This is a genomic window from Streptomyces parvus, from assembly GCF_032121415.1.
GTDB classification, from domain to species: domain Bacteria; phylum Actinomycetota; class Actinomycetes; order Streptomycetales; family Streptomycetaceae; genus Streptomyces; species Streptomyces globisporus_A.
On the sequence record NZ_CP135079.1, the window covers coordinates 4,571,163 to 4,592,390 of the forward strand.

Annotated in this window: 19 protein-coding genes and 1 pseudogene; 10 read left to right on the plus strand and 10 right to left on the minus strand. The window is 73.1% G+C overall.

Annotated features, from left to right (window positions below; genetic code table 11):
- Positions 1-167 precede the first annotated feature (167 nt).
- Positions 168-2,735, plus strand: a complete 2,568-nt coding sequence (locus tag RNL97_RS21765) for a SpoIIE family protein phosphatase (RefSeq protein ID WP_030576489.1) — start codon at positions 168-170, stop codon at positions 2,733-2,735.
- Positions 2,736-2,752: 17 nt separating this feature from the next.
- Here RNL97_RS21765 and RNL97_RS21770 read toward each other — a convergent pair whose 3' ends face one another.
- Both RNL97_RS21770 and RNL97_RS21775 read right to left on the minus strand, forming a co-directional pair.
- Positions 2,753-3,466, minus strand: a complete 714-nt coding sequence (locus tag RNL97_RS21770) for a PspA/IM30 family protein (RefSeq protein ID WP_030576492.1) — start codon at positions 3,464-3,466, stop codon at positions 2,753-2,755.
- 58 nt (positions 3,467-3,524) lie between these two features.
- Complete coding sequence (locus tag RNL97_RS21775; protein WP_243316402.1) at positions 3,525-5,657, minus strand: TPM domain-containing protein; 2,133 nt, start codon at positions 5,655-5,657, stop codon at positions 3,525-3,527.
- Positions 5,658-5,960: 303 nt separating this feature from the next.
- On the opposite strand from RNL97_RS21775, the gene RNL97_RS21780 reads away from it, so the two are divergent.
- Positions 5,961-7,568 (plus strand): glycosyltransferase, encoded by a 1,608-nt coding sequence (locus tag RNL97_RS21780; RefSeq protein ID WP_243314999.1) that lies wholly within the window; start codon positions 5,961-5,963, stop codon positions 7,566-7,568.
- Between the two features lie 8 nt (positions 7,569-7,576).
- Positions 7,577-9,100, plus strand: a complete 1,524-nt coding sequence (locus RNL97_RS21785; protein WP_313751091.1) for a DUF6056 family protein — start codon at positions 7,577-7,579, stop codon at positions 9,098-9,100.
- A 13-nt stretch (positions 9,101-9,113) separates the two neighbouring features.
- On the opposite strand, the gene RNL97_RS21790 is transcribed toward RNL97_RS21785, so the two are convergent.
- Positions 9,114-10,019, minus strand: a complete 906-nt coding sequence (locus tag RNL97_RS21790) for an NADP-dependent oxidoreductase (RefSeq protein ID WP_030576502.1) — start codon at positions 10,017-10,019, stop codon at positions 9,114-9,116.
- 111 nt (positions 10,020-10,130) lie between these two features.
- Here RNL97_RS21790 and RNL97_RS21795 point away from each other — a divergent pair, with 111 nt between their 5' ends.
- On the plus strand, positions 10,131-10,496 hold the full coding sequence (locus RNL97_RS21795) for a MerR family transcriptional regulator (RefSeq protein WP_030576504.1): 366 nt from the start codon (positions 10,131-10,133) through the stop codon (positions 10,494-10,496).
- A 133-nt stretch (positions 10,497-10,629) separates the two neighbouring features.
- Here the strand turns inward: RNL97_RS21795 and RNL97_RS21800 are convergent, their stop codons facing one another.
- Both RNL97_RS21800 and RNL97_RS21805 read right to left on the minus strand, forming a co-directional pair.
- Positions 10,630-11,655, minus strand: a complete 1,026-nt coding sequence (locus tag RNL97_RS21800) for a TY-Chap domain-containing protein (RefSeq protein ID WP_313751092.1) — start codon at positions 11,653-11,655, stop codon at positions 10,630-10,632.
- Positions 11,656-11,733: 78 nt separating this feature from the next.
- Complete coding sequence (locus RNL97_RS21805) at positions 11,734-12,060, minus strand: hypothetical protein (RefSeq protein ID WP_030576510.1); 327 nt, start codon at positions 12,058-12,060, stop codon at positions 11,734-11,736.
- Positions 12,061-12,240: 180 nt separating this feature from the next.
- On the opposite strand from RNL97_RS21805, the gene RNL97_RS21810 reads away from it, so the two are divergent.
- Positions 12,241-13,614, plus strand: a complete 1,374-nt coding sequence (locus RNL97_RS21810; RefSeq protein WP_030576513.1) for an NAD-dependent succinate-semialdehyde dehydrogenase — start codon at positions 12,241-12,243, stop codon at positions 13,612-13,614.
- Between the two features lie 121 nt (positions 13,615-13,735).
- Here RNL97_RS21810 and RNL97_RS21815 read toward each other — a convergent pair whose 3' ends face one another.
- The 4 genes from RNL97_RS21815 to RNL97_RS21830 form a co-directional block, all read right to left on the minus strand.
- Positions 13,736-14,515 carry a D-Ala-D-Ala carboxypeptidase family metallohydrolase gene (locus tag RNL97_RS21815; RefSeq protein WP_030576516.1) on the minus strand — a complete coding sequence of 260 codons (780 nt, stop codon included), beginning with the start codon at positions 14,513-14,515 and terminating at the stop codon, positions 13,736-13,738.
- A gap of 215 nt (positions 14,516-14,730) precedes the next feature.
- A complete protein-coding gene (locus RNL97_RS21820) occupies positions 14,731-15,264 on the minus strand; it encodes a GNAT family N-acetyltransferase (protein WP_106978378.1) in 534 nt (177 codons plus the stop codon).
- A gap of 197 nt (positions 15,265-15,461) precedes the next feature.
- Entirely contained in the window at positions 15,462-15,677 is a 216-nt protein-coding gene (locus RNL97_RS21825) for a DUF397 domain-containing protein (RefSeq protein WP_030576520.1), read from the minus strand.
- The gene (locus tag RNL97_RS21830; RefSeq protein WP_313751093.1) at positions 15,674-16,513 is read right to left on the minus strand and encodes a DUF5753 domain-containing protein; all 840 of its coding nucleotides are present in this window, start codon (positions 16,511-16,513) and stop codon (positions 15,674-15,676) included. Before RNL97_RS21830 ends, RNL97_RS21825 begins: the two co-directional genes overlap by 4 nt.
- Positions 16,514-16,606: 93 nt before the next feature.
- Here RNL97_RS21830 and RNL97_RS21835 point away from each other — a divergent pair, with 93 nt between their 5' ends.
- The 5 genes and pseudogenes from RNL97_RS21835 (at position 16,607) to RNL97_RS21855 (ending at position 19,573) form a co-directional block, all read left to right on the plus strand.
- On the plus strand, positions 16,607-16,867 hold the full coding sequence (locus tag RNL97_RS21835) for a hypothetical protein (protein ID WP_030576524.1): 261 nt from the start codon (positions 16,607-16,609) through the stop codon (positions 16,865-16,867).
- 26 nt (positions 16,868-16,893) lie between these two features.
- On the plus strand, positions 16,894-17,322 hold the full coding sequence (locus RNL97_RS21840; RefSeq protein WP_243315007.1) for a hypothetical protein: 429 nt from the start codon (positions 16,894-16,896) through the stop codon (positions 17,320-17,322).
- Positions 17,323-17,326: 4 nt separating this feature from the next.
- On the plus strand, positions 17,327-17,827 hold the full coding sequence (locus RNL97_RS21845) for a hypothetical protein (protein WP_050499927.1): 501 nt from the start codon (positions 17,327-17,329) through the stop codon (positions 17,825-17,827).
- Positions 17,828-17,852: 25 nt separating this feature from the next.
- Positions 17,853-18,231, plus strand: a pseudogene (locus RNL97_RS21850) (hypothetical protein).
- A gap of 64 nt (positions 18,232-18,295) precedes the next feature.
- The gene (locus RNL97_RS21855; protein WP_030576534.1) at positions 18,296-19,573 is read left to right on the plus strand and encodes a low temperature requirement protein A; all 1,278 of its coding nucleotides are present in this window, start codon (positions 18,296-18,298) and stop codon (positions 19,571-19,573) included.
- A gap of 32 nt (positions 19,574-19,605) precedes the next feature.
- On the opposite strand, the gene RNL97_RS21860 is transcribed toward RNL97_RS21855, so the two are convergent.
- Positions 19,606-21,069, minus strand: coding sequence for a glucoamylase family protein (locus tag RNL97_RS21860; RefSeq protein WP_030576537.1), 1,464 nt, complete (start codon positions 21,067-21,069; stop codon positions 19,606-19,608).
- Positions 21,070-21,228: the final 159 nt, after the last annotated feature.

Here is a 21,228-nt window from a genome sequence, read left to right on the forward strand (position 1 = left end):
GCTGAAAGGGACTGAGACCTTGCTGTGATCGTGAACGCCGTGTCGGTCGGGGCCGTAGTGCTGAATACTGCGGGCAGGACCGGTCCGGTGCGTGAGCTGGAGGGGACGGTCGCGTGAGCGAAATACCTGGGACGACGGGCGACGCCGTCGGGACGGCCGGTGACGTCGTGTGGCAGAACAGCCCGCCCGGCTCGATCTACGACTACATCAAGGTGGCCTCCTTCTCGATCGGCCCCGACGGTCTGATCGAGCAGTGGAGCAGCCGGGCCGCCGCGCTGTTCGGCATGACCTCGACCGAGGCGATAGGCCGCGACCCGGTGGAGGCCTTCATGCCCGCCGAGCTGCGCTCGGACGGCCATCGGCGGGTCGGCGAGATCCTCGACGGCAAGGAGTGGACGGGCCTCGTCCCGTTCCGGATGCCGGGCGAGGGCGGGGCGCACGGCGTCGCCGAGGTCTATGTCATGCCGAGTCTGACGGGCCAGGGCGAGCGCGCCGCGCTCTGCATCGTCGTCGATGTCCGGGCCCTGCGGCGCATCGAGACCGACCTCGCCGCGTCCCAAGCCATATTCGGCCAATCTCCCTTCGGCTTCGTGCTGTTCGGTACGGACTTCGCGGTCGTCCGGGCCAACCAGCGCTTCGCCACGGTCTTCGGCGGTGCGGCCGAGGACCACCGGGGCCGCACGGTGGAGGACTATCTGCCGCAGGCCGAGGCCGACCGGCTGTCCGCCACCCTGAAGCGGGTCCTGGAGACCGGGGAGTCGGTCACCGACCTCCAGCTCGTCGGCACCGCCCCCGGCACCACCGAGCGCCGCCACTGGTCCATGAACCTCTACCGGGTGCACAGCGGGGCCGGCCGCCCCGTCGGTATCGCCGGCCTCGCCACCGACGTCACCCGCCGGCACATCGCCGCCCGCGAGGCCGCCAGCGCCCGCCGCAACCTCGCCCTGCTCAACGAGGCCAGCGCCCGCATCGGCAATTCCCTCGACCTGGAGACCACCGCCCGCGAGCTTCTCGACGTGGCCGTGCCCGGCTTCTGCGACCTCGCCGCCGTCGACCTCTACCAGGGCCTCCTCACCGGCGAGGAGGCAGCGCCCGGCAGTTGGGCGCCCGCCCACCGCGAGTCCGCCGGAGGCTCGGCGGAGCTGCGCCGGGTGGCCCACGCCAGCGCGGTCGCCGACGCCCTGCCCACCGCCGTGGCGGGCAGCGGACCCCCGGGCCCCGACGATCTGCCGCCCGCCCTCGGCTCCGTCCACCGCTTCCCGTTCGGCTCGCCCCGCGCCGTCGCGCTGCGCTCCGGCCGGGTCGAGGACGTCCCCGGCGACGAGATGGGCTTCGTACAGTCGACGCTCGCCGTGCCGATGGTCGCCCACGACACCGTCGTCGGCCTCGTCCAGTTCTCCCGGACCAAGGGGAGCGAGCCGTTCGGCGAACGCGACCGGGCCCTGGCCACCGAGCTGGCCGCCCGCGCCGCCGTCTGCATCGACAACGCCCGCCTCTACCGCCGCGAGCACGAACGCGCCCTGATCCTCCAGCGCAGCCTGCTGCCGCCCGGCGACCCCGAGGCCGCCGGACTCGACATCGCCTGCCGCTATCTGCCCGGCAACACCGCCACCGAGGTCGGCGGCGACTGGTTCGACGTGATCGAGCTGCCCGGCCACCGCACCGCCCTCGTCGTCGGCGACGTCATGGGGCGCGGCCTGCGCGCCGCCGTCGCCATGGGCGAACTGCGCACCGCCGTACGGACCCTGGCCCTCCTCGACCTGGAACCGGCCGAGGTGCTCTCCGCACTCGACGAGGTCGCCCGGGGCCTCGGCTCCCCGGGCGGCGGCGAGCGCAGCGAGGGGCTCGGCGGCAGCGGGGGAGCGCAGTGGCCCTCCCGCGCCGCGCAGAAGTCGCGCGAGGCGGACCTCTCCGAGGTGTATCTCGCGACCTGCGTGTACGCGGTCTACGACCCGGTCACCCGGCGATGCACGTTCGCCAACGCCGGGCACATGCCCCCGGCCGTCGTCGAGCCCGGCCGGCCCGCCCGTCTCATCGACGTACCGCCGGGCATGCCGCTGGGCGTCGGCGGCGAGCCGTTCGAGGAGGTGGAGGTCGAGCTCGCCGAGAACGCCCTGCTCACCCTCTACACCGACGGCCTGGTCGAGTCCCGGGACCAGCCGCTGGACGAGGGGCTGGCGGCGTTGCGGGCCGTCCTCACCGGCCCGCAGATGGAGCTGGAGGACGCCTGCGACTTCGTCCTCTCCACCCTCGACACCCAGCACGGCGAGGACGACATCGCCCTGCTGATGGCCCGCATCCAGGGGCTGCCCGCGGAGGCGGTGGGGGACTGGACGCTGCCGCGCGAACCCCGCTCGGTCGGCCGGGCCCGCGAGCTGGCCCGCAGCCAACTGCTCTCCTGGGACCTCGACGGCCTGGTCGACACCACCGAACTCCTCGTCAGCGAGCTGGTCACCAACGCCCTGCGCTACGGCGAGGGCGAGATCCGGCTCCGGCTGCTGCGCGACCGCACCCTGGTCTGCGAGGTCTGGGACGCCGGTCTCGTCCAGCCGCGCCGCCGCCGCGCCCGCGACACCGACGAGGGCGGCCGCGGGCTCCAGCTGGTCGGCCTGCTCAGCGCGGCCTGGGGCTCGCGCCGGACCCCGCGCGGCAAGACCGTCTGGTTCGAACTGGCCCTGCCGGACGGGGAGCCGGCCGCCGAACTCTCCGTGGAGCAGTTGCTGAGCATGTACTGACCCCGAGGCGGGAGCTGTTACGCGCCCGTCTTCAGGGCCGCCAGCCGGGCTTCGATCTCCGCGCTGTCGCCCAGGCCGTCCAGTTGCTCGAACTGGGCGTCCAGCGAGGAGGCGGCCAGCTCCTGCTTGCCCAGGGCCTTCGCCTCCTCGCGCCGCACCTTGTCCTCGAAGCGGCTCAGCTCGCTCGTCGGGTCGAGGACGTCGATGTTCTTCACGGCGTCCATCATCTGGTTCTGCGCCTGGGCGGACTTCGAACGCGCCACCAGCTCGTCGCGCTTGGCCTGGAGTTCGGAGAGCTTGGCCTTCATCTGGCCGAGCCCCGTCTTCAGCTTGTCCACGACCTCCGTCTGCGAGGCGATGGTGGGCTCCGCCCCCCTCGCCTCCTGCTCGGACCGGAGCTGACGGCCCAGCGCCACCTTCGCCAGGTTGTCGAACGTGTCCGCCTCCGCCACCGACCCGGCCCCGCGCAGCTCGTCGGCCTTCCGGCTGGCCGCCAGAGCCTTGCCGCCCCACTCGGCCGCCGCCTGCACGTCCTCCTGGTGGTCCTGCTCCATCAGGCGGAGATTGCCGATGGTGGCGGCAACCGCCTGCTCGGCCTCCGCGATGTTGTTGGTGTAGTCCCGGATCAGCTGGTCCAGCATCTTCTGCGGGTCCTCGGCCTGGTCGAGGAGGGCGTTGATGTTGGCCTTCGCGAGCTGGGTGACGCGGCCGAGGACGGTCTGCTTGGTCATGGGAGGGCTCCTTGGAAGTCGTGATCGCTGGTACGGGTGAGGAGTGGGGAGCGGTTGTTCAGAAGCGGCCGCCACCGCCCCGGCGCCCCCGTGTTCCGCCACCGCCGAAACTGCCCGGCCCGCCGCCGAAGCCCCCGGACCGGCCGCCGCCGAACCCTCCGCCGAAGCCGCCGCCCATGCCCCCGCCCCGGCCGCCTCCACCCCCGAACAGCCCGCCGAGGATGATGCCGCCGAGCACCGCCCCGCCCATGCCGCCGCCCCCGCCCCGCGTCCCGCCGGGGCCCTGCACCGAGCCGAAGCCGCGGACGTCCTGCTCGGCCAGGGCCGTCGCCTGCCCGGCCAGCGCGTCCGCCTGCCGCGCCTCGGCCAGCGCCCCCTGCGCGTCCGCGGCCGACAGCTCCCGGGCCCGCTCCCACCGCCGCTGCGCCTCGGCCAGCCGGGTACGGGCCTGGCTGCCGACCGCACCCCGGTTGGTCGTGATGAAGTCGGCCGCCGCCCCGATCGCGGACCGGGCGGTGAGCATCGCCTGATCGAGGAGGGACCGGGCCTTCGCCTCGCCGCGCTCCTGGTCCCGGGCCCCCGCCAGCGCCTCGTCCAGGGCCGCGTCCGCCTCCTCCACCCGGCGCAGCGCGTCGATCGGGTCGTACGGTCCCGCCGCCATCGCGCCCCGCACATCGGCGAGTACGGTCTCGGCGCGGGCGATCCGGCCGCGCAGATCGGCGGTCGACACCCCCTCGGCGGTCCCTTCGAGCAGCCCGCCCGCGTCCGCGAGGTCGGTCCCCGTCTCGGTCAGCGCGGCGGGCAGCTTCCGCGCGGCCTCGCCCAGCTCCGCCGCCCGCCGGTCCACCGAGTCCAGCAGCGTGCCGGCCTGGCCCACCGCGCCCTCGGCCGCCCGGATGTACACCGCGGCCCGGGAGTTCTCGCCGCCCTCGACCGCCGTACGGCCCTCCTCCACGGCCGAGCCCGCGAAGACGAGCCGGTCCTTCGCCTGCTCGACGTCGGCCGCCACGGGGGCGGCGGTGCCCTCCCCGTACCGCTCGCGCAGCCCGGCGACGCCCGATTCGGCCGCCGCGACCCGCCCGGCGAGGCCGCGGTGGGTCGCGTCCACGGTGGCCAGGGCCTGCGGAGCGGTACGCTCCAGGGCGCGCAGGCGGTCGAAGTCCTCGGAGACGGTGTCGAGCCCCTCGTTCGCCGCCGTGCACCTCCGCAGGATCTCCTCCAGCATCCGGCGGCGGGTCGCGTCGTCCTCGGGGAAGGCGTCGTCGAGCTGCTGGCGCAACCGGAACGACTGCGTCAGCTCGTCCTTGGCCCGCGCGACCGCCTCCGTGAACGGCTTCGCCGCCTCCTCGCCGAACTGGGCGGTGGCGAACCCGAGTTCCTCCTCGCTCGTGCGCACCGCGTCGTCGGTGTCCACCAGCACCTGCTTGGCCTGCGCGTCCAGCTCCGGCAGCGGCGTCAAAGGCTCCGGCGCACCGTCCGCCCCCGCGCCCCGGCCCCAGCCGGTGGCCGCCGGAGTGGTGCGCGTCGTCGCGCGCCGTCTGCGCCGGGCGTACGCGTAGACGCCGACCGCGCCCACGCCCGCGACGACGGCCACCGGAAGGACGAAGTCGCGCGCGCCCGTGGGGCCGGAGCCGTCGGATCCGGGGTCGGCGGGTCCCGGGGTGATTTCGGGGGCGGTCACCGGGCGTCCGGCCAGGACGGAGGTGTAGCCGTCGGCCGCGCCGACCGCCGCCCCCGCCCAGTCGTTCTCCCGCAGCGCGGGCTCGATCGCGGTACCCGCCACGTCCCGCAACTGGGCGTCGGTGAGCCGGGAGTCCGTGTCGACGGAGTAGGCGTACTGCCGGCCGTGGGTGGCGACGGAGAGCAGCACGTCGTCCTGGCCCAGGCCGTTGCGGTCGGCGGTCTCGTCGCTCCAGGCCGGTCCGGACCGGCCGGAGAAATCGCGTACGTACACCACGAAGAGCTGGATGCGCTGCTCGTCGTACAACCGGTCGAGGGCGTCCTCCACCTGGCCCGTCCGGTCGCCCAGGGCCCCGACCCGGTCGGTGATCTGCCCGTCCCGGGACAGCTCGACGGGGTCCTCGGCGCGCGCGGGCACGGCGGCGGGGAGCACCAGCCAGCACACGGCGAGCAGTGCTGAGGCCAGGGCGGCGAGCGGCGCGGCGGACAGGGCGGCGAGCGGGCCGGTCATCCGTGGCAGTCGAAGAGACGTCACGTTTGCGAGGCTATGTCCGCCTTTTCACCCCCGCGACCCGGCGTTCCACCGCACCGCGTCCGCCGTCCGCCCGAGCGGATGTGCCGGTCCGGCTCCGCTGTTCGCATGAAAGGGCGCGGGAAAGGGGTCCGCCCGCGCGTGTACGGAGAGACGGAGGCCGCAGCCCGTCGTCAGATGGGGCGGACGTGGCGCGATCCGGGCCCCGGCGTCGGAGACGGACGGCGCGGGCGCCGGTCAGGGGCCCGGCCCCGAGAGAGGCCCGAAGTCCGGAGGTGGCGAGTGACTGGCCTTCAGCTGTCGGTCGTCGTGCCGTGTTTCGACGAGGCCGAGGTCATCGAGTCCTTCCACGCCGCCCTGCTCGGCGTCCTGGGCCCCCTCGGGGACAGCTTCGAGATCTGCTACGTCGACGACGGCAGCCGGGACCGCACCCGCCCGCTGCTCAACGCCCTCGCCGCCCGTGACCCGCGCGTCCACTACACCGCCTTCAGCCGCAACTTCGGCAAGGAGGCCGCCATGCTCGCGGGCCTGCGCATGTCACGCGGGGCGGCCGTGGTCATCATGGACGCCGACCTCCAGCACCCGCCCGAGCTGATCCCCCGCATGCTGGAACTGCACCGGCACGGCTACGACCAGGTCATCCCGCGCCGCGACCGCACGGGCGAGGGCATGATCCGCAGCACCCTCAGCCACACCTACTACGCGCTCGTGCGCCGCTGCATGGACGTCGAGCTGATCGACGGCTCGGGGGACTTCCGGCTGCTGTCGAGGCGGGCGGTGGAGAGCGTCCTGTCCCTCCCCGAGAGCAACCGCTTCTCCAAGGGGATCTTCTCCTGGATCGGTTTCGACACGGTCACCTTCCGCTACCGCAACAGCGAGCGGGTGGCGGGCCGGTCGAAGTGGGGCAGCAGGCGGCTGCTGAACTACGGCATCGACGGGCTGCTCTCCTTCAACAACCGACCGCTGCGCCTGGCGATCTACACCGGTTTCTGGGTCTTCGTCTCGGCGCTGGCCTACGCCCTGTGGACCGTCGTGCGCGTGGTCCTGCACGGCGTGGACACCCCCGGTTACGCCACCCTGCTCACCGCCGTCGTGGCCCTCAGCGGCATCCAGCTGGTGACGCTCGGGGTCATCGGGGAGTACGTCGGCCGGATCTACCACGAGGCGAAACACCGCCCGCCGTACGTCGTACGGGAGACCGACGCCACCTGCCGGGCGGCGCCGGCGGACCGCCCGGCGCCGCGCGCCCAGCTCACCAGGGACAGGCAGCCGCCCGGCGGCGCGCAACTCGGCAGGGGCGCGCAACTCGGCGGAGGCCCGGCGCTCACCGAAGGCCAGGGCCGGGCCGAGAACCCCGCCACCGACGCGGCCGCCAACTCCGCCGCCCCGCGCCCCGCCGCTTCCCCGAGGCTGTCCCGCACCGTCCGCCAGTTCGGCAGCTTCGTCCTCATCGGCTGTGTGAACACCGCCGTCTACCTCGGCGTCTACGCCTCTCTGAACCGCTGGATCCCCTACCTGACCGCCCACGTCATCGGCTATGCGGTCAGCATCGTGTGCTCGTTCCTGCTCAACTCCTACGTCACCTGCCGGACGCGGCCGACCTGGCACGCGTTCGTCCGCTATCCCCTCTCCAGCCTGGTCAACCTGGTGGCGTCCGGGGCGCTGCTCTACGGAGCGGTCAGCGGCCTCGGGATGGACAAGAACCTCGCCGCGCTGGCGGCCGGAGTGATCGTCACGCCGATCTCCTTCCTGCTGGCGCGGTGGGCGATCACCTCGGGCCAGGCCAAGGCCGCCCGCACCGTGGCGGAGGCAGCGGGAGTCCCCGCCGAACCGCCGGCCGGCCGCCCCGCGCCCGCCACTCTGCCCACCCGCTCGCCCCAGGACCGGTGAAGGACGCGATGTCCGACGACGTTCCCGTAACCGCGGCCCCGACCGGCGGCGCGCAGAACGCGACCGTGACGAGCCGGGCAGGGCGGGAGCGGTCCGGGCCCAAGGCGGACCGCCCCTGGACGGCGCTCTGGGTGAGCGCCCTCGCGCTCCCGCCGCTCGCCCTGCTCGCCGCCGCGTCCTGGTTCGGGCGGTGGGTGAGACCCGGCGCGGACGACTGGTGCTTCCTGCCGCGCGTACGGGACGACGGCATCAGCGGCCTCGTCGGGAAGTTCTACTTCGACGACAACGGGCGGGTCGCCAACGCGCTCCTGGTCGGCGCGTACGCGAAGTTCCAGGTCGCGGGACACCAGTGGTACCCCCTGGTCAGCGGGGTCCTGGTGCTCGCGGTCCTGTGGGCGGTGGCCGTCCTGGCGCTGCGCCGGGCCGGGCTGCGCACCCCGCGCGGGACGCCGCTCCTGCTCGCCGCCATGACCACCGCGCTGTTCCTGTTCGTCACGCCGAACACGTACAAGACGTTCTACTGGCCCGCCGCGTCCGTCTCGCACACGCTGCCGCCCGTCCTGGCCTGCGCCGCGCTGATTCCGCTGCTGCTCGCCCGGACCCGGCGGGGGCGGGCCCTCGCGATCGCCGTCGCGGTGCTGATGGCGGCCTTCCTCGCCACGCTGTCCGAGGAGACGGCGATCGTCGTGGTGATGGTGCTGCTGGCCGCGCTCCTCCTGTCCGGCCGGGCCGTCCCCGCCGCCGACCGGGGGTTCGTCCGCCTGTGGTGCGCCGGAGGCATCGCCGGGACGGCGGCCGGGGCCCTCGTCCTCATCACCTCACCCGGCTCCATGACCCGCAGGGAGCGCTTCGGGGCGGAGACCACGTCCCTGCTCGCCCTCGACTCCCTCGCCGCTTCGCTGCGCGCGTTCGCCGAGATCACCGTCACCGTGGTCACGACCTGGCAGTACGTGGGCGCGGTCGCGGCGGGCGTCCTGCTGGGGCTGCTGTGCCGGCGGGCGGACGGCACGCCGCCCCGCCCGCCCGCGCACCGGCCGCTGCTCGCCGCCGCCGGGCTGGTCACGCTGCTGGTCTCCGGCTACCTGTGCACGGTCATCGCCTACCCGGTGTTCCAGGACCGGGTGAGCGACCCGAGCGCCAACCGGCTGTGGAACGACTACCTCCTGCTGTACGTGGTCCTGCTCGTCGGCGCGGGTGCCCTGCTCGGCCTGGCCGCCCGCCGCCACATCCGCCGCACCGCCCCGGCGAAGGCGGTGTGCGCCGCGCTCTGCGTCCTGGTCTGCGTCGGCCCGGCCATCGCCCTGACCGGCTTGGACACCGCGATGCGGGCCCGGGCCGAGAAGTGGGACGCCCAGGACCGCCGCCTGCGGGAGGGGGCGGCGGCCGGGGAGCGGGTCCTGCCGTACGAGCGCCTGGTGATCAGCCAGATGCTGGAGCCGTTCAGCCAGGGAGGCCGCCAGTACTGGCCCGGCGGCTGCGTCGCCGACCTGTACCACCTCGACCGGGTCACGGACGGGGCCAGGGGGTGGTGAGGAGCGCGGGGTCTCAGAGGGTGACGACGATCTTTCCCCGCACGTGCCCGCGCTCGGAGTGGGCGTGGGCCTCCGCGATCCGGTCGAGGGGGTAGGACGCCTCGATCCGCGGGGTGTAGCCACCCCGCCGGCCCAGTTCCCCGGCCGCCGCCAGAAGGGCGGAGTCGTTGCGGGCATTGGCCACGTGCGTTCCCAGGCGGGACCCGCCGGCGTGGTCGGCGACGGTGGACACCCGGGCCGGATCGCCCACGAGCGCGACGAGGTCGGCCAGGGAGCCGGAGGCCGCGGCGTCCAGCACGAAGTCGACGCCTTCCGGGGTGAGGGCGGCGACCCGGTCCGCCAGCCCGGTGCCGTAGGTCGTGGCCACGGCTCCGAGAGCCCTCAGGAACGCGTGGTTGCGCTCCCCGGCGGTGCCGATGACCGTGGCGCCCTGCGCGACGGCAATCGCCACGGCGGCGCTCCCCACGCCGCCGGCCGCGCCCTCCACGAGCAGCGTGCGCCCCTTGAGCGGGCCGAACACCTCAAGGCCGGCCAACGCCGTCACGGACGCCAGACCGGCTCCGGCGGCCTCCTCGTCGCTCCACGCGTCCGGCGCCGGTGCCCAGGCGGAGAGCACGACCAGCTCCGCCGTCGCACCGGTGACACCGCCGAGACCGAAGACCCGGTCCCCGACCCGTACATCCCGCACCTCGTCACCGATCTCGTCCACCACGCCGACGGCGTCGCGTCCGGGGATCGCGGGCAGCTCCACGGGGAGGAAGTCCCGCACCGCGCCGCTGCGCACCTTCCAGTCGACGGGGTTGACGCCGGCCGCCGACGCCCGGACGCGGATCTCGGCGGGGCCGGGGCGAGGCTCCGGCACCTCCTCGATCACCAGGGTCTCGACACCGCCGTACTCGTGATACCGGGCTGCGCGCATGATGTCCTGCCTAACCTGCTCGGTGGGCTCGGTGAGCCTCGACCCGGCTACGCTAAAACCTGACGTCAATGTCAGATGCAAGTCGGGCGGCTGCCCGGGAACGGAGGACCGGTGCGGATCGGAGAGGTCGCGGAGCGGGCCGGGGTCAGTGTCCGGTCCCTGCGGTACTACGAACAGCAGGGGCTGCTGCACTCCGACCGCAGCGCCGGGGGTCAGCGTCAGTACCCCGACGCCGCGGTCGGCCGGGTCAGGCTGATCCAGCAGCTCTTCGCCGCGGGCCTGCCGAGCAGGTCCGTCCGGCAGGTGCTGCCGTGCGTGGATTCCGGCACGGCGGACCCGGGGCTCCTGGAGCACTTGGAGGCCGAGCGGGCCAGGATCACCCACCGGATCACCGACCTGGTCGCCGCGCGCGACCGGCTCGACGACGTGATCGCCAACACGCGGAACCCTCCCGCCCACTGCCGCCACGGCCGGTGACCGGGGTCAGCCGAAGTCGTCGGGGACGACCCGCGCCTTCTCCGCGACGCGGGCGAGAACCCGGCCGGGAGCGCCGCCTCCGTGACACGGTCGAACCCCGCCGTGTCGGCAACGACTGCCCCGCGCGGGGAGTTCAGGCGGCGGGGTGGTGGACGCGCGGGATTCCCAGGTCCGGCAGGTCGAGGTGGAAGCCGCGTCCGCGACCGCTCATGGTGCCGTCGTAGGAGAGGTCGGCCGGCTCGACGCCCAGTTGCCGCAGCTCCTCGACGAGCATGCGGGCCGCGGTGGCTGCGTGCGCGGGGTCGCCCATGGCGTCGGGGAACCGGCGCTGCCAGACGGAGCGGGAGAACTCCCAGCCGTTCCGCGCCATGCGGGCGGGGTCGGCCGCGTCCGCCCGGTGCAGATGGCCGGTGGCTTCGACGACGAGGCTCAGGTCCTGGCTCCAGCACTGGACGAAGTGCTCCGGGTCGCGGGCGGCTCCCAGGTGCAGGATGAACCTGCCGGGGAAGAACGGGGTGTCGTGGTCGAGGGACCGGAGGGTTTCGGACAGGCGCTTCTCGACCTGTTCCCAGGTGGTGCCGGACAGGTCCGGTGAGCCGGGGGCCGGGGCGGGCGGCAGCTCGGCCGGCGCGGCGGCGCGCCAGCGACCACGGGAGTAGCCCCTTCCGGCCGATTCGCTGTCCGTCGCGGACGGCAGGAGTTCGAGACTCACCTCGCCCCCGTCGTGCGAGTGCACGAGGATGCTGGTGCCGGGGCGCCGCCACAGCATCCACGGCCCCGAGTCGCCTCCCCACAGCGTGGGCGGGCCCAGCTCCTCCTCCATGACCCACCAGGCGGCACGGACGAAGCCCGCGGCCGTGGCCAGGTCCTCGGGGGGCAGGTCGACGACGCGGACGTTCAGCTTGCGCACCTGCTCGGGCTCCGAGGCGTCGGCGATCAGGGTGCCGTATCCGGCCGAGGGCCCCTTCCGGGGGGAGAATCTGCGCCAGACCTGGCCCGCGACCTCCTTCGGGTCCCGAAGTTCCCAGCCCAGCGCGGACGTCGCGCCCTCGAACTCGGACAGGCTCCAGGAGCCGAGGCGCAGCGGGGCGATCTCCCTCACGAACGTACGGAATATGTCGTCGTCGAGCCAGTTGCCGCGAGGGATCATGTTCTCCATGCGCCGGACAGTAGCGGTCCGGTACGACACGGGCCGATGCCGACGTCACCGCTCCCGGGCGGCGAGGCTCGTCCCGGTTCAGTGCTCGCCGTGATCGTCGAACCACGCGAGTCCGTCGCGCCACCGCCGGACGCGCTCCCGCCCCGACTGCTCCCACCACGGGTCGCCCCGTTCGCCGAGCGCGACCTTCGCTCGCTGAACTCGTTCGCGCGCCCGGCGCAGCATCGCGTCGTCCCCCGCGCGTGCCGCCTCCCGTACCGCCCGCCGCGCCGCCATCAGGTGGGAGCGCAGGGCAGCGGCGGCGTCCTCGGGGACGGCCGGGTCGGTCGCCCGCCAGCGCCGCCCCTTGATGATCACGTATCGCCCGTCGTCCGTACGGTCCGGGCCGCCGCTCTCCGGTGGCATGCCCTCATGATGCGCCCCACCGCCCTCGGCAGGCCGCTTCGGCCGGGCGGAGTCGCGAGCGCGGTGGGAGGGTCGAGGTGTTCGCATCCGCCGGACGGGTACGTGAATCCCCGCCCGGCTGTCCTGCGGCCGTTTCCGTCCCGCCGGACCTCGTCCGGGAGCTCTCCACGGAAGGAAGTCATGAGTACGTACCGAGTCGTCAACCCCGCCACCGGTGAGACGGAACAGGAGTACCCCACCGCCACCGACGGCGAGCTGCGCGACGCGCTCGCCCTGGCCGACGACGCGCAGCGCGCCTGGGCCGCCCGCCCGGCGGCGGAGCGGGCCGAAGTGCTGCGGCGGGTCGCGGACCTCTACGAGGAGCGCAAGGACCAGCTCGCCGCCATCATCACCCGCGAGATGGGCAAGCCGGTCAAGCAGGCCCTCGGGGAGCTCCGCACCGTCGTGTCCATCTACCGCTACTACGCCGATCGGGGCGAGGGCTTCCTGGAGTCGGAGGAGCTGGACGTCGCCTCCGGCGGCCGGGCCGTCGTCCGGAAGGAGGCGGTCGGCACCCTGTTGGGGATCATGCCGTGGAACTTCCCGTACTACCAGGTGGCCCGGTTCGCCGCGCCGAACCTGATGCTGGGCAACGCGGTCCTGCTCAAGCACGCCCCGCAGTGCCCGGAGTCGGCGCTGGCGATGGAGCGGCTGTTCCTGGACGCGGGCCTGCCGAAGGGGGCGTACGTCAACATCTTCGCCACCAACGAGCAGATCGAGACGCTGATCGGTGACGACCGGATCCACGGCGTCTCGCTGACGGGCTCGGAGCGGGCGGGCGCGGCCGTCGCGGAGATCGCGGGCCGCAACCTGAAGAAGGTCGTGCTGGAGCTGGGCGGCTCCGACCCGTATCTGATCCTCGGCGCGTCGAACATGGAGAAGGTGGTGAAGAACGCGCTGATCGGCCGGATGGGCAACGCGGGCCAGGCCTGCAACGCCGCCAAGCGCATCATCGCCCTGGACGAGCACTACGACGGCTTCTCGACCGCCTTCACCGAGGCGGTCCGGTCCATCACCGTCGGCGACCCCACCGACCCCGGCACCTTCATGGGGCCCCTCTCGTCGGAGAAGGCGCTCGAAACCCTGGACGAGCAGGTCCAGGACGCGATCTCCAAGGGGGCCACGGTGCTGGCCGGCGGCAAGCGCATCGACCGCCCCGGCGCCTGGTACGAGCCCACCGTGCTCGCGGGCATCACCCCCGACATGCGGGCCTACAAGGAAGAGCTGTTCGGACCGGTGGCCCTGCTGTTCAAGGTGGGCTCCGAGGAGGAGGCCGTCGACTTCGCCAACAACTCGCCCTACGGTCTCAGCGCCTCGGTCCAGACCGACGACGACGCCCAGGCCGAGCGGGTGGCCCAGCGCCTTCAGACCGGCATGGTGTTCGTCGGCGCCCCGTCCGGCACCGCGCCGGAGCTGCCGTTCGGCGGGGTCAAGCGATCGGGTTTCGGCCGGGAGCTGGGCCGGTTCGGCATGGAGGAGTTCGCCAACCACAAGCTGGTCCGGCTGGTGCGCTGACGTCCGGTCCGGCGTTCTGCGCCGCCTCGCCCCGCGCGTACGGCTGGTGCCTCCGGTACGAGCACGGGTGCCTCCGGTCCGCCGACCGGAGGCACCCGCACGTCAGGAGAGCGCCGCGGCGTCAGATGCCGCAGCTGGGCGCGGACCAGAAGCGGCCGCTGCCCCCGGCGACGTGGGTGTGGTCGTTGTGGCCCGGGTAGCCCGGGCCGAGGATCTCGGTGAAGCCGTGGTTGCGGGCCGCCTGGGCGAGGGCGCAGAAGCCCTGGGAGCCCGCGCCGAGGTCCGCCGCGTGGCCGTACATGTGGCGGCTGTTGGCGGCGCCGCCGACGGCGCTGTTGCAGGACACGCTGCGGAAACCGCCGTTGACGGTGATGGGCCGGTCCCCCATGGCGTGCCGCATGGCCTGGAGCTTCCACATGGTGACCAGGGCGTTGGCGCGGGCGGTGGCGGCGCTGACCTTGCCCCCGGACCAGTCGGAGTTGCAGCGGTTCAGCTCGGCGTAGGTGAAGTTGACCGGGGTGCAGTCGTCGTCCTGAAGCTGGTAGATCTTGCTGAAGGTCGCGGGGCCCGCGATGCCGTCGGCGGCGAGCCCGTACGCGGCCTGGAAGCGCGTGACGGCCGCCTTCGTGGCCGGGCCGAAGGCTCCGTCGATGGCGATCTGGTTGCCGGTGCCGGGGTAGCCCGCGACCCGGATCTGGAGCTGGCGTACCGCTTCACCGCTGGAGCCTTCCCGGAGGGTTCCGCTCCAGGTGTAACAGGCGTCGGCCGTACCGACGTCGCCGGCCGACGCGGCACCGGGGGCCGGGGCGGCGGACGGGCTCGCCGAGGCGGTGGTGCCGCCGAACGCCAGGGCCGCGCCGGCGAGGGCGGAGAGGAAAAGTCCGATGGGGCGTGATCGCATGGGGGTGACACCTCATTGTCGTCAACGGTCCGCAGGGGGCTTCCGAGCCTCGGGCCCGGGGCGATGGGTGTCAAGGTCATGTCAACATGCTGCCAAGGGGGCGGACCCGTGCGGTGGGCCGTGCCCGGGTCGGGCGTCGGGCCCGCTGAAGGCCGGGGCGGGCAGGCGTGCTGGGCTGCCTAGGGGGCCACGTACAGTCCCCGCCCTTCGCGGGGTCACCGATTCAGGTCTGCGGCATCCGTCGTCGGGTCGCCCACTGCCCGTTGCATCAGCAGGGTGTCGATCCATCGGCCGTGCTTGTGGCCGACGGCGGCCAGCCGGCCCGCGTCGGTGAAGCCGAGACGGCGGTGCAGCGCGGCGGAGGTGTCGGTGCCCGCGTCGGCGATGACGGCGATCATCTGGCGCACGTGCGTCCCGGCGCAGGCGGTCAGCAGGGCTTTCAGCAGCGCCCCGCCGAGACCTCGGCCCGTCCGGCCGGGGGCGAGGTAGATCGAGTTCTCCACGGTGTTCCGATAGGCGGGCTTGGGGCGCCAAGGGGCCGCGTACGCGTAGCCGACGACCTCACCGGCCACTTCGGCGACCAGGAAGGGCAGGTTCTGGGCTGCGAGATCGTCGAGGCGCCGACGCCAGGCGGCCACCGGTGGAGGGTTCTCCTCGAAGGTGACCACGGTGTGGTGGACGTAGTGCGTGTAGATCTCGGCCACGGCGCCCAGGTCGGCAGGGGCCGCCGGGCGGATCACCGGCTCCATGGCTGTCACATCGGGAGTGTAGGCCGTGCTGGGCTGGTCAGGGGATGTGGTGCGCGTCCGCGGCATCCCGGCCGTCACCCTCCCGCCCGCTGTCGGCGGCGTTGCCGCGGCGGGCCGCGGGCCCGACCCGGACAGCGGAACGCCCCACCGCGCGGGGCACGGTGGGGCGTAGCCGGAGCTGTGGCAGCGGCGGCGGGTCAGGCGGTGGTGTCGAAGCCGCCTGCCTTGAGTCCCGCCACGAAGGAGGTGAACGCGTCAGCGGTGAGGGCCAGGGCCGGGCCGCCCGGGTTCTTCGAGTCGCGTACGGGCACGATGCCGGTGGCGGACGCGGTACGCGGGGCCCACTCGACGCACGAACCGCTGTTGCTGTAGGAGGACTTGACCCACTTCGGGGTCGTGGATTCGGTCGTCACGGGGTGCCCTTTCGATGCTGGTGGATCATGTCCACGGTATCTGTCTGCGACAGAGAAACGGCCTGCAACTGATGGTAGGCCCTCACCATCGGGATGACAGAGCTGAGTTCACGGTCCAGATGGCCCTGCGTCTCGGACTCGACGTAGGAGACCACGGACCGGTCCTGGAGCGTCAGCAGATTCACCAGTCGATCGAAGGGCCGCTGCTCGCCGACGCCGAACGGGGCGATCTGGAGCATGGTGTGGGACTGCGCGGCGAAGTCGACCAGATACCGCAACTGGGCGGCCATCACGGCAGGACTGCCGATCAGGCGGCGGATACAGCTCTCGTCCAGCACCGCGATCAGCATCGGCGGGACGGTGCGTAACAGCGCGCCCTGGCGCTCCATGAGTAACGAGACGCGCTGATCGGCCTGTTCGGGGGCCATGACGCCCCGGTCGACCGCCCCGCGCGCCAGCGCCTCCGCGTACTCCCGGGTCTGCAGCAGTCCCGGGATGACGCCGACCTCGAACAGCCGGATCTCCGCCGCCCGGCCCTCCAGCGCCACGTACTCCGGGAAGCCCTGCAACAGCACCCCGTGCTTGATCTTGCGCCACTCGCGCTCGAACGAGTCAGCGGTTCCCGTGAAATTCATCGCCACATCAACGGCGATCGAGAACTTGCGAGTTGGGGACTTGTGACACAGTTCCACACCGGAGACGTGCCGTCCCGTGTAGCCGATGCGCCCGCCGAGGTCGTCCTGTTTCCAGCCCCGAGCCTCTCGCTCCCTACGCAGACGTGCTCCGTAGGCCGCCTCCGGGCCCCCGTCCGGGTTCACTTCCTTGCGGTTGACCAACGTATCCCCCAGTTCCGAAACGTTGAAGACGTATCCACGCTAGGCCACTCTGAGTCGCCCCGGTAGTCGTACGACTACGGAGAGGAGCGATCGGTGTACGGCGAGAACGTCAGCACGAATACGGAGCCACCCCCACGCGTCCCAGCCCCCGGGACCCTCCTCGCGGACACCAGTCGTGGTGACCGCGTGGGGGAGTTCCAGGGCGTCGCCGGGCCGTACTGGTCCCTCCGGCCGGTCGGCGGAGGACGCGAGTGGGAGGCCGAACCGCGTCACGTGCGGCCGGCGTTGCTCATGGAGCAGCTTCGGGCCCGTACCGCGCGGCTCAACGCCCGCAGCCGGGGAGAAGTGCTGTGAGGGCGGCCGGGCCGGGCGCGGGCCGCGTGAGGAGCGCGGACTACGTCGCGGCCGTCACGGCGAAAGCCGGCGGCCAGGCACTCCGGCTCGGCGGGGCCGCCCTGCCGAACCGCCGGCTCGTCCTTCGCTGGCTCCGGCGGCAGGCACTGCGGCTGGCGGACGGGCACGGGTGGAATCTGCCCTCGCCCGCCCCGTGGCCCGGGGCCGGGGACGTCCGGCCGGTCACCTTCCACGGCTCCGACGCCCCCGAGGCGCTCCGGACGTGGGCGGGCGACGACAGCAGCCAGGACCACGCCCTGAGCACCCTGGAATCCGGGCTCCCCGCCCTGCTCACCGTGGTCGACCCCTTCGTGGGGCTGCGCGTCACCCTCGGCGCGTGGCCCGTGGATCTGTGGGGGTGGGCGGCGCAGGCCTCGGCGGACCACCCGCACCCGCCCCGTGCGGAAGGAGCCTGACCTCGTGCTGCAATGCACCGCCGTGACCCAGGTCCCCTACACCGAAACGCTTCTGGCGCTCGCCACCATGGAGGGCGGTCCCGCGCATCCGCCCGATGCCGTGGAGCCGGAGGACTTCGTCCTGTGCGAGCTGGGCGACCACGGCGAAACGGCCGAACACGCCGCGCACCTGTGGACGGCGGACACCCCGGACGACCAGGACCTGTGGCTCCTCTGGTCCGGGACCGGCGCCCACCGCGTCCACCGGCTCGACACGTTGCGCCTGTGCCCCGCAGTGCTCCGCGAGTTCGCGACCCGCACGGTGACCACGTGCGCGTACTTCGACCACCACCCCGGGCCGCACGCGTTCTCCGTGACCGACCCGCTCGGCGACCTCATCGCCGCGCACGTCCACCGCGAGGTCCGGCGACTCGTCTCCGAGGACGACGCCCCCGGCACACCCGACACCTCCGGCGCCCCGGGCCGACCCGAAACCCCCGACGTACCCGACACCGACACGCCCTGACGGCGACCGGAGGATTCCCGCCCCCATGAACCAGTGCACCGCCGTGACCCTGCTGCCGCCCCCGGAATTCGTGCTCCGCCTCGCCGCTCCCGGCGGCAGCCGCCCGGAAGCCGGACACCTCCTCTGCGAGCTGGCCGCCGGCCACGGCGGCGACCACGCGATGGCGTTGTGGGACGACGACGCGAACCGCACCGCCGTCTGGGGCCCGCTGGAGGGGCGCGCGGGCGACCCTGGCCGAGCTGGACTGGTGCGGCGCGACCCACCCTCGGGGCGAGGACGCGTGCGGGTTGTACGCCGGCCACCCCTCGGCCCACGACTGGGACATCGCCGATCCGACGCTCGCGGCGGTGGACGCCGTGCTCGCGGGGGAGTACCCCCACCTCACGCCACGCGACGGCGTGTGATTCCCCGTCGCGGCGGCGCCGCGTCGGAATGATGGCACGCATGTCAGAACACCCCGAAAGCGATATGAGCGGCACGAGCGGCAGGCCCGGTGGATCCGGACCGCCGCGGCGTCGGCTCGTCCCGATGACCGGCCGTGACCCCGAGGAGGAGGGGCGGGCCTCCTCACCGCTGGAGCTGCTGTTCGACCTGACCTTCGTCGTCGCGGTGGGAACGGCGTCGTCGCAGTTCGCCGAGATGCTGGCCGAGGGACACATGGCGCACGCGGTCACCGCGTTCGTCATGGCGATGTTCGCGATCAGCGTCGCCTGGATCAGCTTCAGCTGGTTCGCCTCGGCCTTCGCCACCGACGACTGGCTCTACCGGGTCCTGACGATGGTCCAGATGGTCGGGGTGGTCGTCTTCTCGCTCGGCCTCCCGGCGATGTTCCACTCGGTCGACGAGGGCGGCCACCTCGAACTGCGCGCCATGGTCGCGGGGTACGTCGTGATGCGGATCGCGATGGTGTTCCAGTGGGCCCGTGCCGCTCGGGAGGCCCCCGAATTCCGGGGCGTGTGCCTGGCCAACATCCGCTGGACGGTGATCGCCCAGGTCGGGTGGGTCGTCCTGGCCTTCGTCGGCCTGCCGGTCTACGTCGTGTTCGCCGCGTTCGTCGTTCTCGGCGCGCTGGAACTGGCCCTGCCGGTCTTCGCCCAGGGCGCGGCGGGCGGAACACCCTGGCACCCTCACCACATGGCCGAGCGGTACAGCCTGTTCGCGATCATCGTGCTCGGGGAGAGCGTGGTCGGCACGGTCGCCTCATCCGGCGAACTGCTCGGCGGGGCCGACGGCACGGCCTGGACCGGGAACGCGATCGCCGTCGTGGTCGCGGGGGTCGGCCTGACCTTCGGCATGTGGTGGGTCTACTTCACGACCCCCTTCGGTGAGCTCCTGGAGCGCCGCCGCAACCGCGGCTACCTCTTCGGCTACGGCCACATCCCCCTCTTCATCGGCGTCGCCGGAGCCGGGGCCGGTCTGCACGTGGCGGGGCTCTACCTGGAACACCACGCGGAGATCTCCGAGACGACCGCCGTCCTCGCCCTGGCCCTCCCGGTCGTCCTCTACCTCGTGGTCGTCTACCTGCTGCACACGCTGCTGCTCTCGGCGGCGGACCACTTCCACCTGCTCCTGATCGGCCTGACCCTGGCGGTCCTGCTGGCAGCCTGCCTGCTGGCCGTGACGGGCGCGCCCTTGGCTGTGTGCCTGATCGTGGTGATGCTCGCGCCCTTCGTGACCGTGATCGGTTACGAGACGGTCGGGCGCGAGCACCAGCGGCGCATGCTGGAGGAGGGAGCGGTGCGGTAGGCGGGACCGGTCCCCTCCGAGTGCCGTCGGCCTCAGATCGAGAACCGCTCCCGCTCCAGCAGCGGCCGCACCCGGCTCCGGAAGCCCCCCGTGCGGAACGGGCGTTGCAGCAGGCCCGGACGCAGCTCCTGGGCCAGTGCTGCGACGATCATGCCCTGGTCGAGCGCGAGCATGAAGTCGCTGACCCGGCCCGTGGACACGTTCACCGAGTCGCGGAAGCCGAGGCCGTCCTCGTACGCGCCGAAGTCGCGCTCCAGGCAACGGAGGTTGGCCACCGCTTCCCGGTGGGCGTACGGCAGGGCCAGGAAGGAGGCGTGCGGGGTGACGACTCCGTTGGTGAACGCCGAGGGGGGCGGGAGCGGTTCGCCGTCCGTGGTGTGGGTGCGGTCCGTGTTGGAGGCGTAGCCGTCCACCTGCATGCCCAGCGCGTCGACCCCGTACTCCTGGTAGCCGTCCTCGGGGACGTTGGCGGGGGAGAAGCCCCAGTAGCCGTACCGGGCCTCCCGCAGGCCGTGGTCGATCTGACCGCGTACGTAACGCTGGTGGGTCACGCCCCAGGCGCGCGGCGACCACTCCGGCTCCGGCACGAAGAGCGGCACCATCAGCGCCTCGAACATGGAGCCGCCCCAGGTGGGGACCACCTTCCGGCCGCGGTGGGTGTAGTGGCCGTTCCATACGCGTACGCCGTCGACCGTGACGTGGCCGCCGCCGGGCCTCTGCTCCTGCTCGTGCTCCGGCAGCATCGTGCGCAGCAGGTGCCAGTAGTGGTCGCCGGGGAGCGAGCCGTCGGCTATACCCAGGTAACTCGCCATGCGCGGCTCGGTGTTGAGCGCGCCGTAGTGGTGCGGGGTCGGCTCGTCCGTGTCCGTCCAGACCCCGCCCCGGAGCTGGCCGGGGCCGGCCACCGGGTCGGCCGGGTCGTACGGCGTGTAGAAGTACGACCAGTCCGCCGCGGCCAGGACGCGGTCGATGCGCGGGCGCAGCGTCGGGGCCGCATCGGCGGCGATCCGCAGGCCCGTCACCAGCCACGCGTTGTCCACCGAGGAGAGGAACGGGCGTACCGGGTCGCCCGTTCCGGGCCATTGGGTGAGTACCGAACCGTCGTGTGCGTCATACCAGTTGAGCCAGAAGCCGTGGTGGCGTTCCAGATTCTCCACCGCCGTGACCGCACGGGTCAGGGCGCGGACCATCGTGCTCTCGCGGATCATCCCGAGGCCCGCGGCGGCCACCGTCGACCACAGGCCGCAGCCGATGTTGGTCGGTGAGGTCTGGCGGGACTGGACGGGGGCTCCCGCGCCCCTGAGGTCGATCTTGTCGGTGACCAGGCCGAAGTCGGTCGTCATGGCCTCGATGGAGCGGTACGTGTCGCGGAACCAGGTCCGAAGGAGACGCGGGTCGGCGGGGGAGGCTGCTGCTGGTGCGGGGGCTGTCACCGCTCCGAGTGACAGGGCCGCGGCCCCGGTCCCCGCGGCGGTGAGAAACGTGCGACGGTCCATCGGTCCAACTCCTGGTGGCAGAAGGGGGAGAGGGGAACAGTGCTCGTGCGGGCGGCGCGGGAGCCGGCGGTCGTCAGGTTCCGCCGGCTCCCGGGCCGGAGGGAGCCGTCAGGCGGCTCCCCGTCGATGGGCGCCCCCCGGGTGTCGGGAGACGCCGGA

What these genes read in the sequence shown, in the direction of transcription:
- RNL97_RS21815 (WP_030576516.1), bottom strand. Translation starts at nt 14,515, where the DNA reads ATGCGATCACGCCCCATCGGACTTTTCCTCTCCGCCCTCGCCGGCGCG.
- RNL97_RS21785 (WP_313751091.1), top strand. Translation starts at nt 7,577, where the DNA reads ATGTCCGACGACGTTCCCGTAACCGCGGCCCCGACCGGCGGCGCGCAG.
- RNL97_RS21800 (WP_313751092.1), bottom strand. Translation starts at nt 11,655, where the DNA reads ATGGAGAACATGATCCCTCGCGGCAACTGGCTCGACGACGACATATTC.
- RNL97_RS21770 (WP_030576492.1), bottom strand. Translation starts at nt 3,466, where the DNA reads ATGACCAAGCAGACCGTCCTCGGCCGCGTCACCCAGCTCGCGAAGGCC.
- RNL97_RS21820 (WP_106978378.1), bottom strand. Translation starts at nt 15,264, where the DNA reads ATGGAGCCGGTGATCCGCCCGGCGGCCCCTGCCGACCTGGGCGCCGTG.
- RNL97_RS21790 (WP_030576502.1), bottom strand. Translation starts at nt 10,019, where the DNA reads ATGCGCGCAGCCCGGTATCACGAGTACGGCGGTGTCGAGACCCTGGTG.
- RNL97_RS21855 (WP_030576534.1), top strand. Translation starts at nt 18,296, where the DNA reads ATGAGCGGCACGAGCGGCAGGCCCGGTGGATCCGGACCGCCGCGGCGT.
- RNL97_RS21775 (WP_243316402.1), bottom strand. Translation starts at nt 5,657, where the DNA reads ATGACCGGCCCGCTCGCCGCCCTGTCCGCCGCGCCGCTCGCCGCCCTG.
- RNL97_RS21860 (WP_030576537.1), bottom strand. Translation starts at nt 21,069, where the DNA reads ATGGACCGTCGCACGTTTCTCACCGCCGCGGGGACCGGGGCCGCGGCC.
- RNL97_RS21805 (WP_030576510.1), bottom strand. Translation starts at nt 12,060, where the DNA reads ATGCCACCGGAGAGCGGCGGCCCGGACCGTACGGACGACGGGCGATAC.
- RNL97_RS21810 (WP_030576513.1), top strand. Translation starts at nt 12,241, where the DNA reads ATGAGTACGTACCGAGTCGTCAACCCCGCCACCGGTGAGACGGAACAG.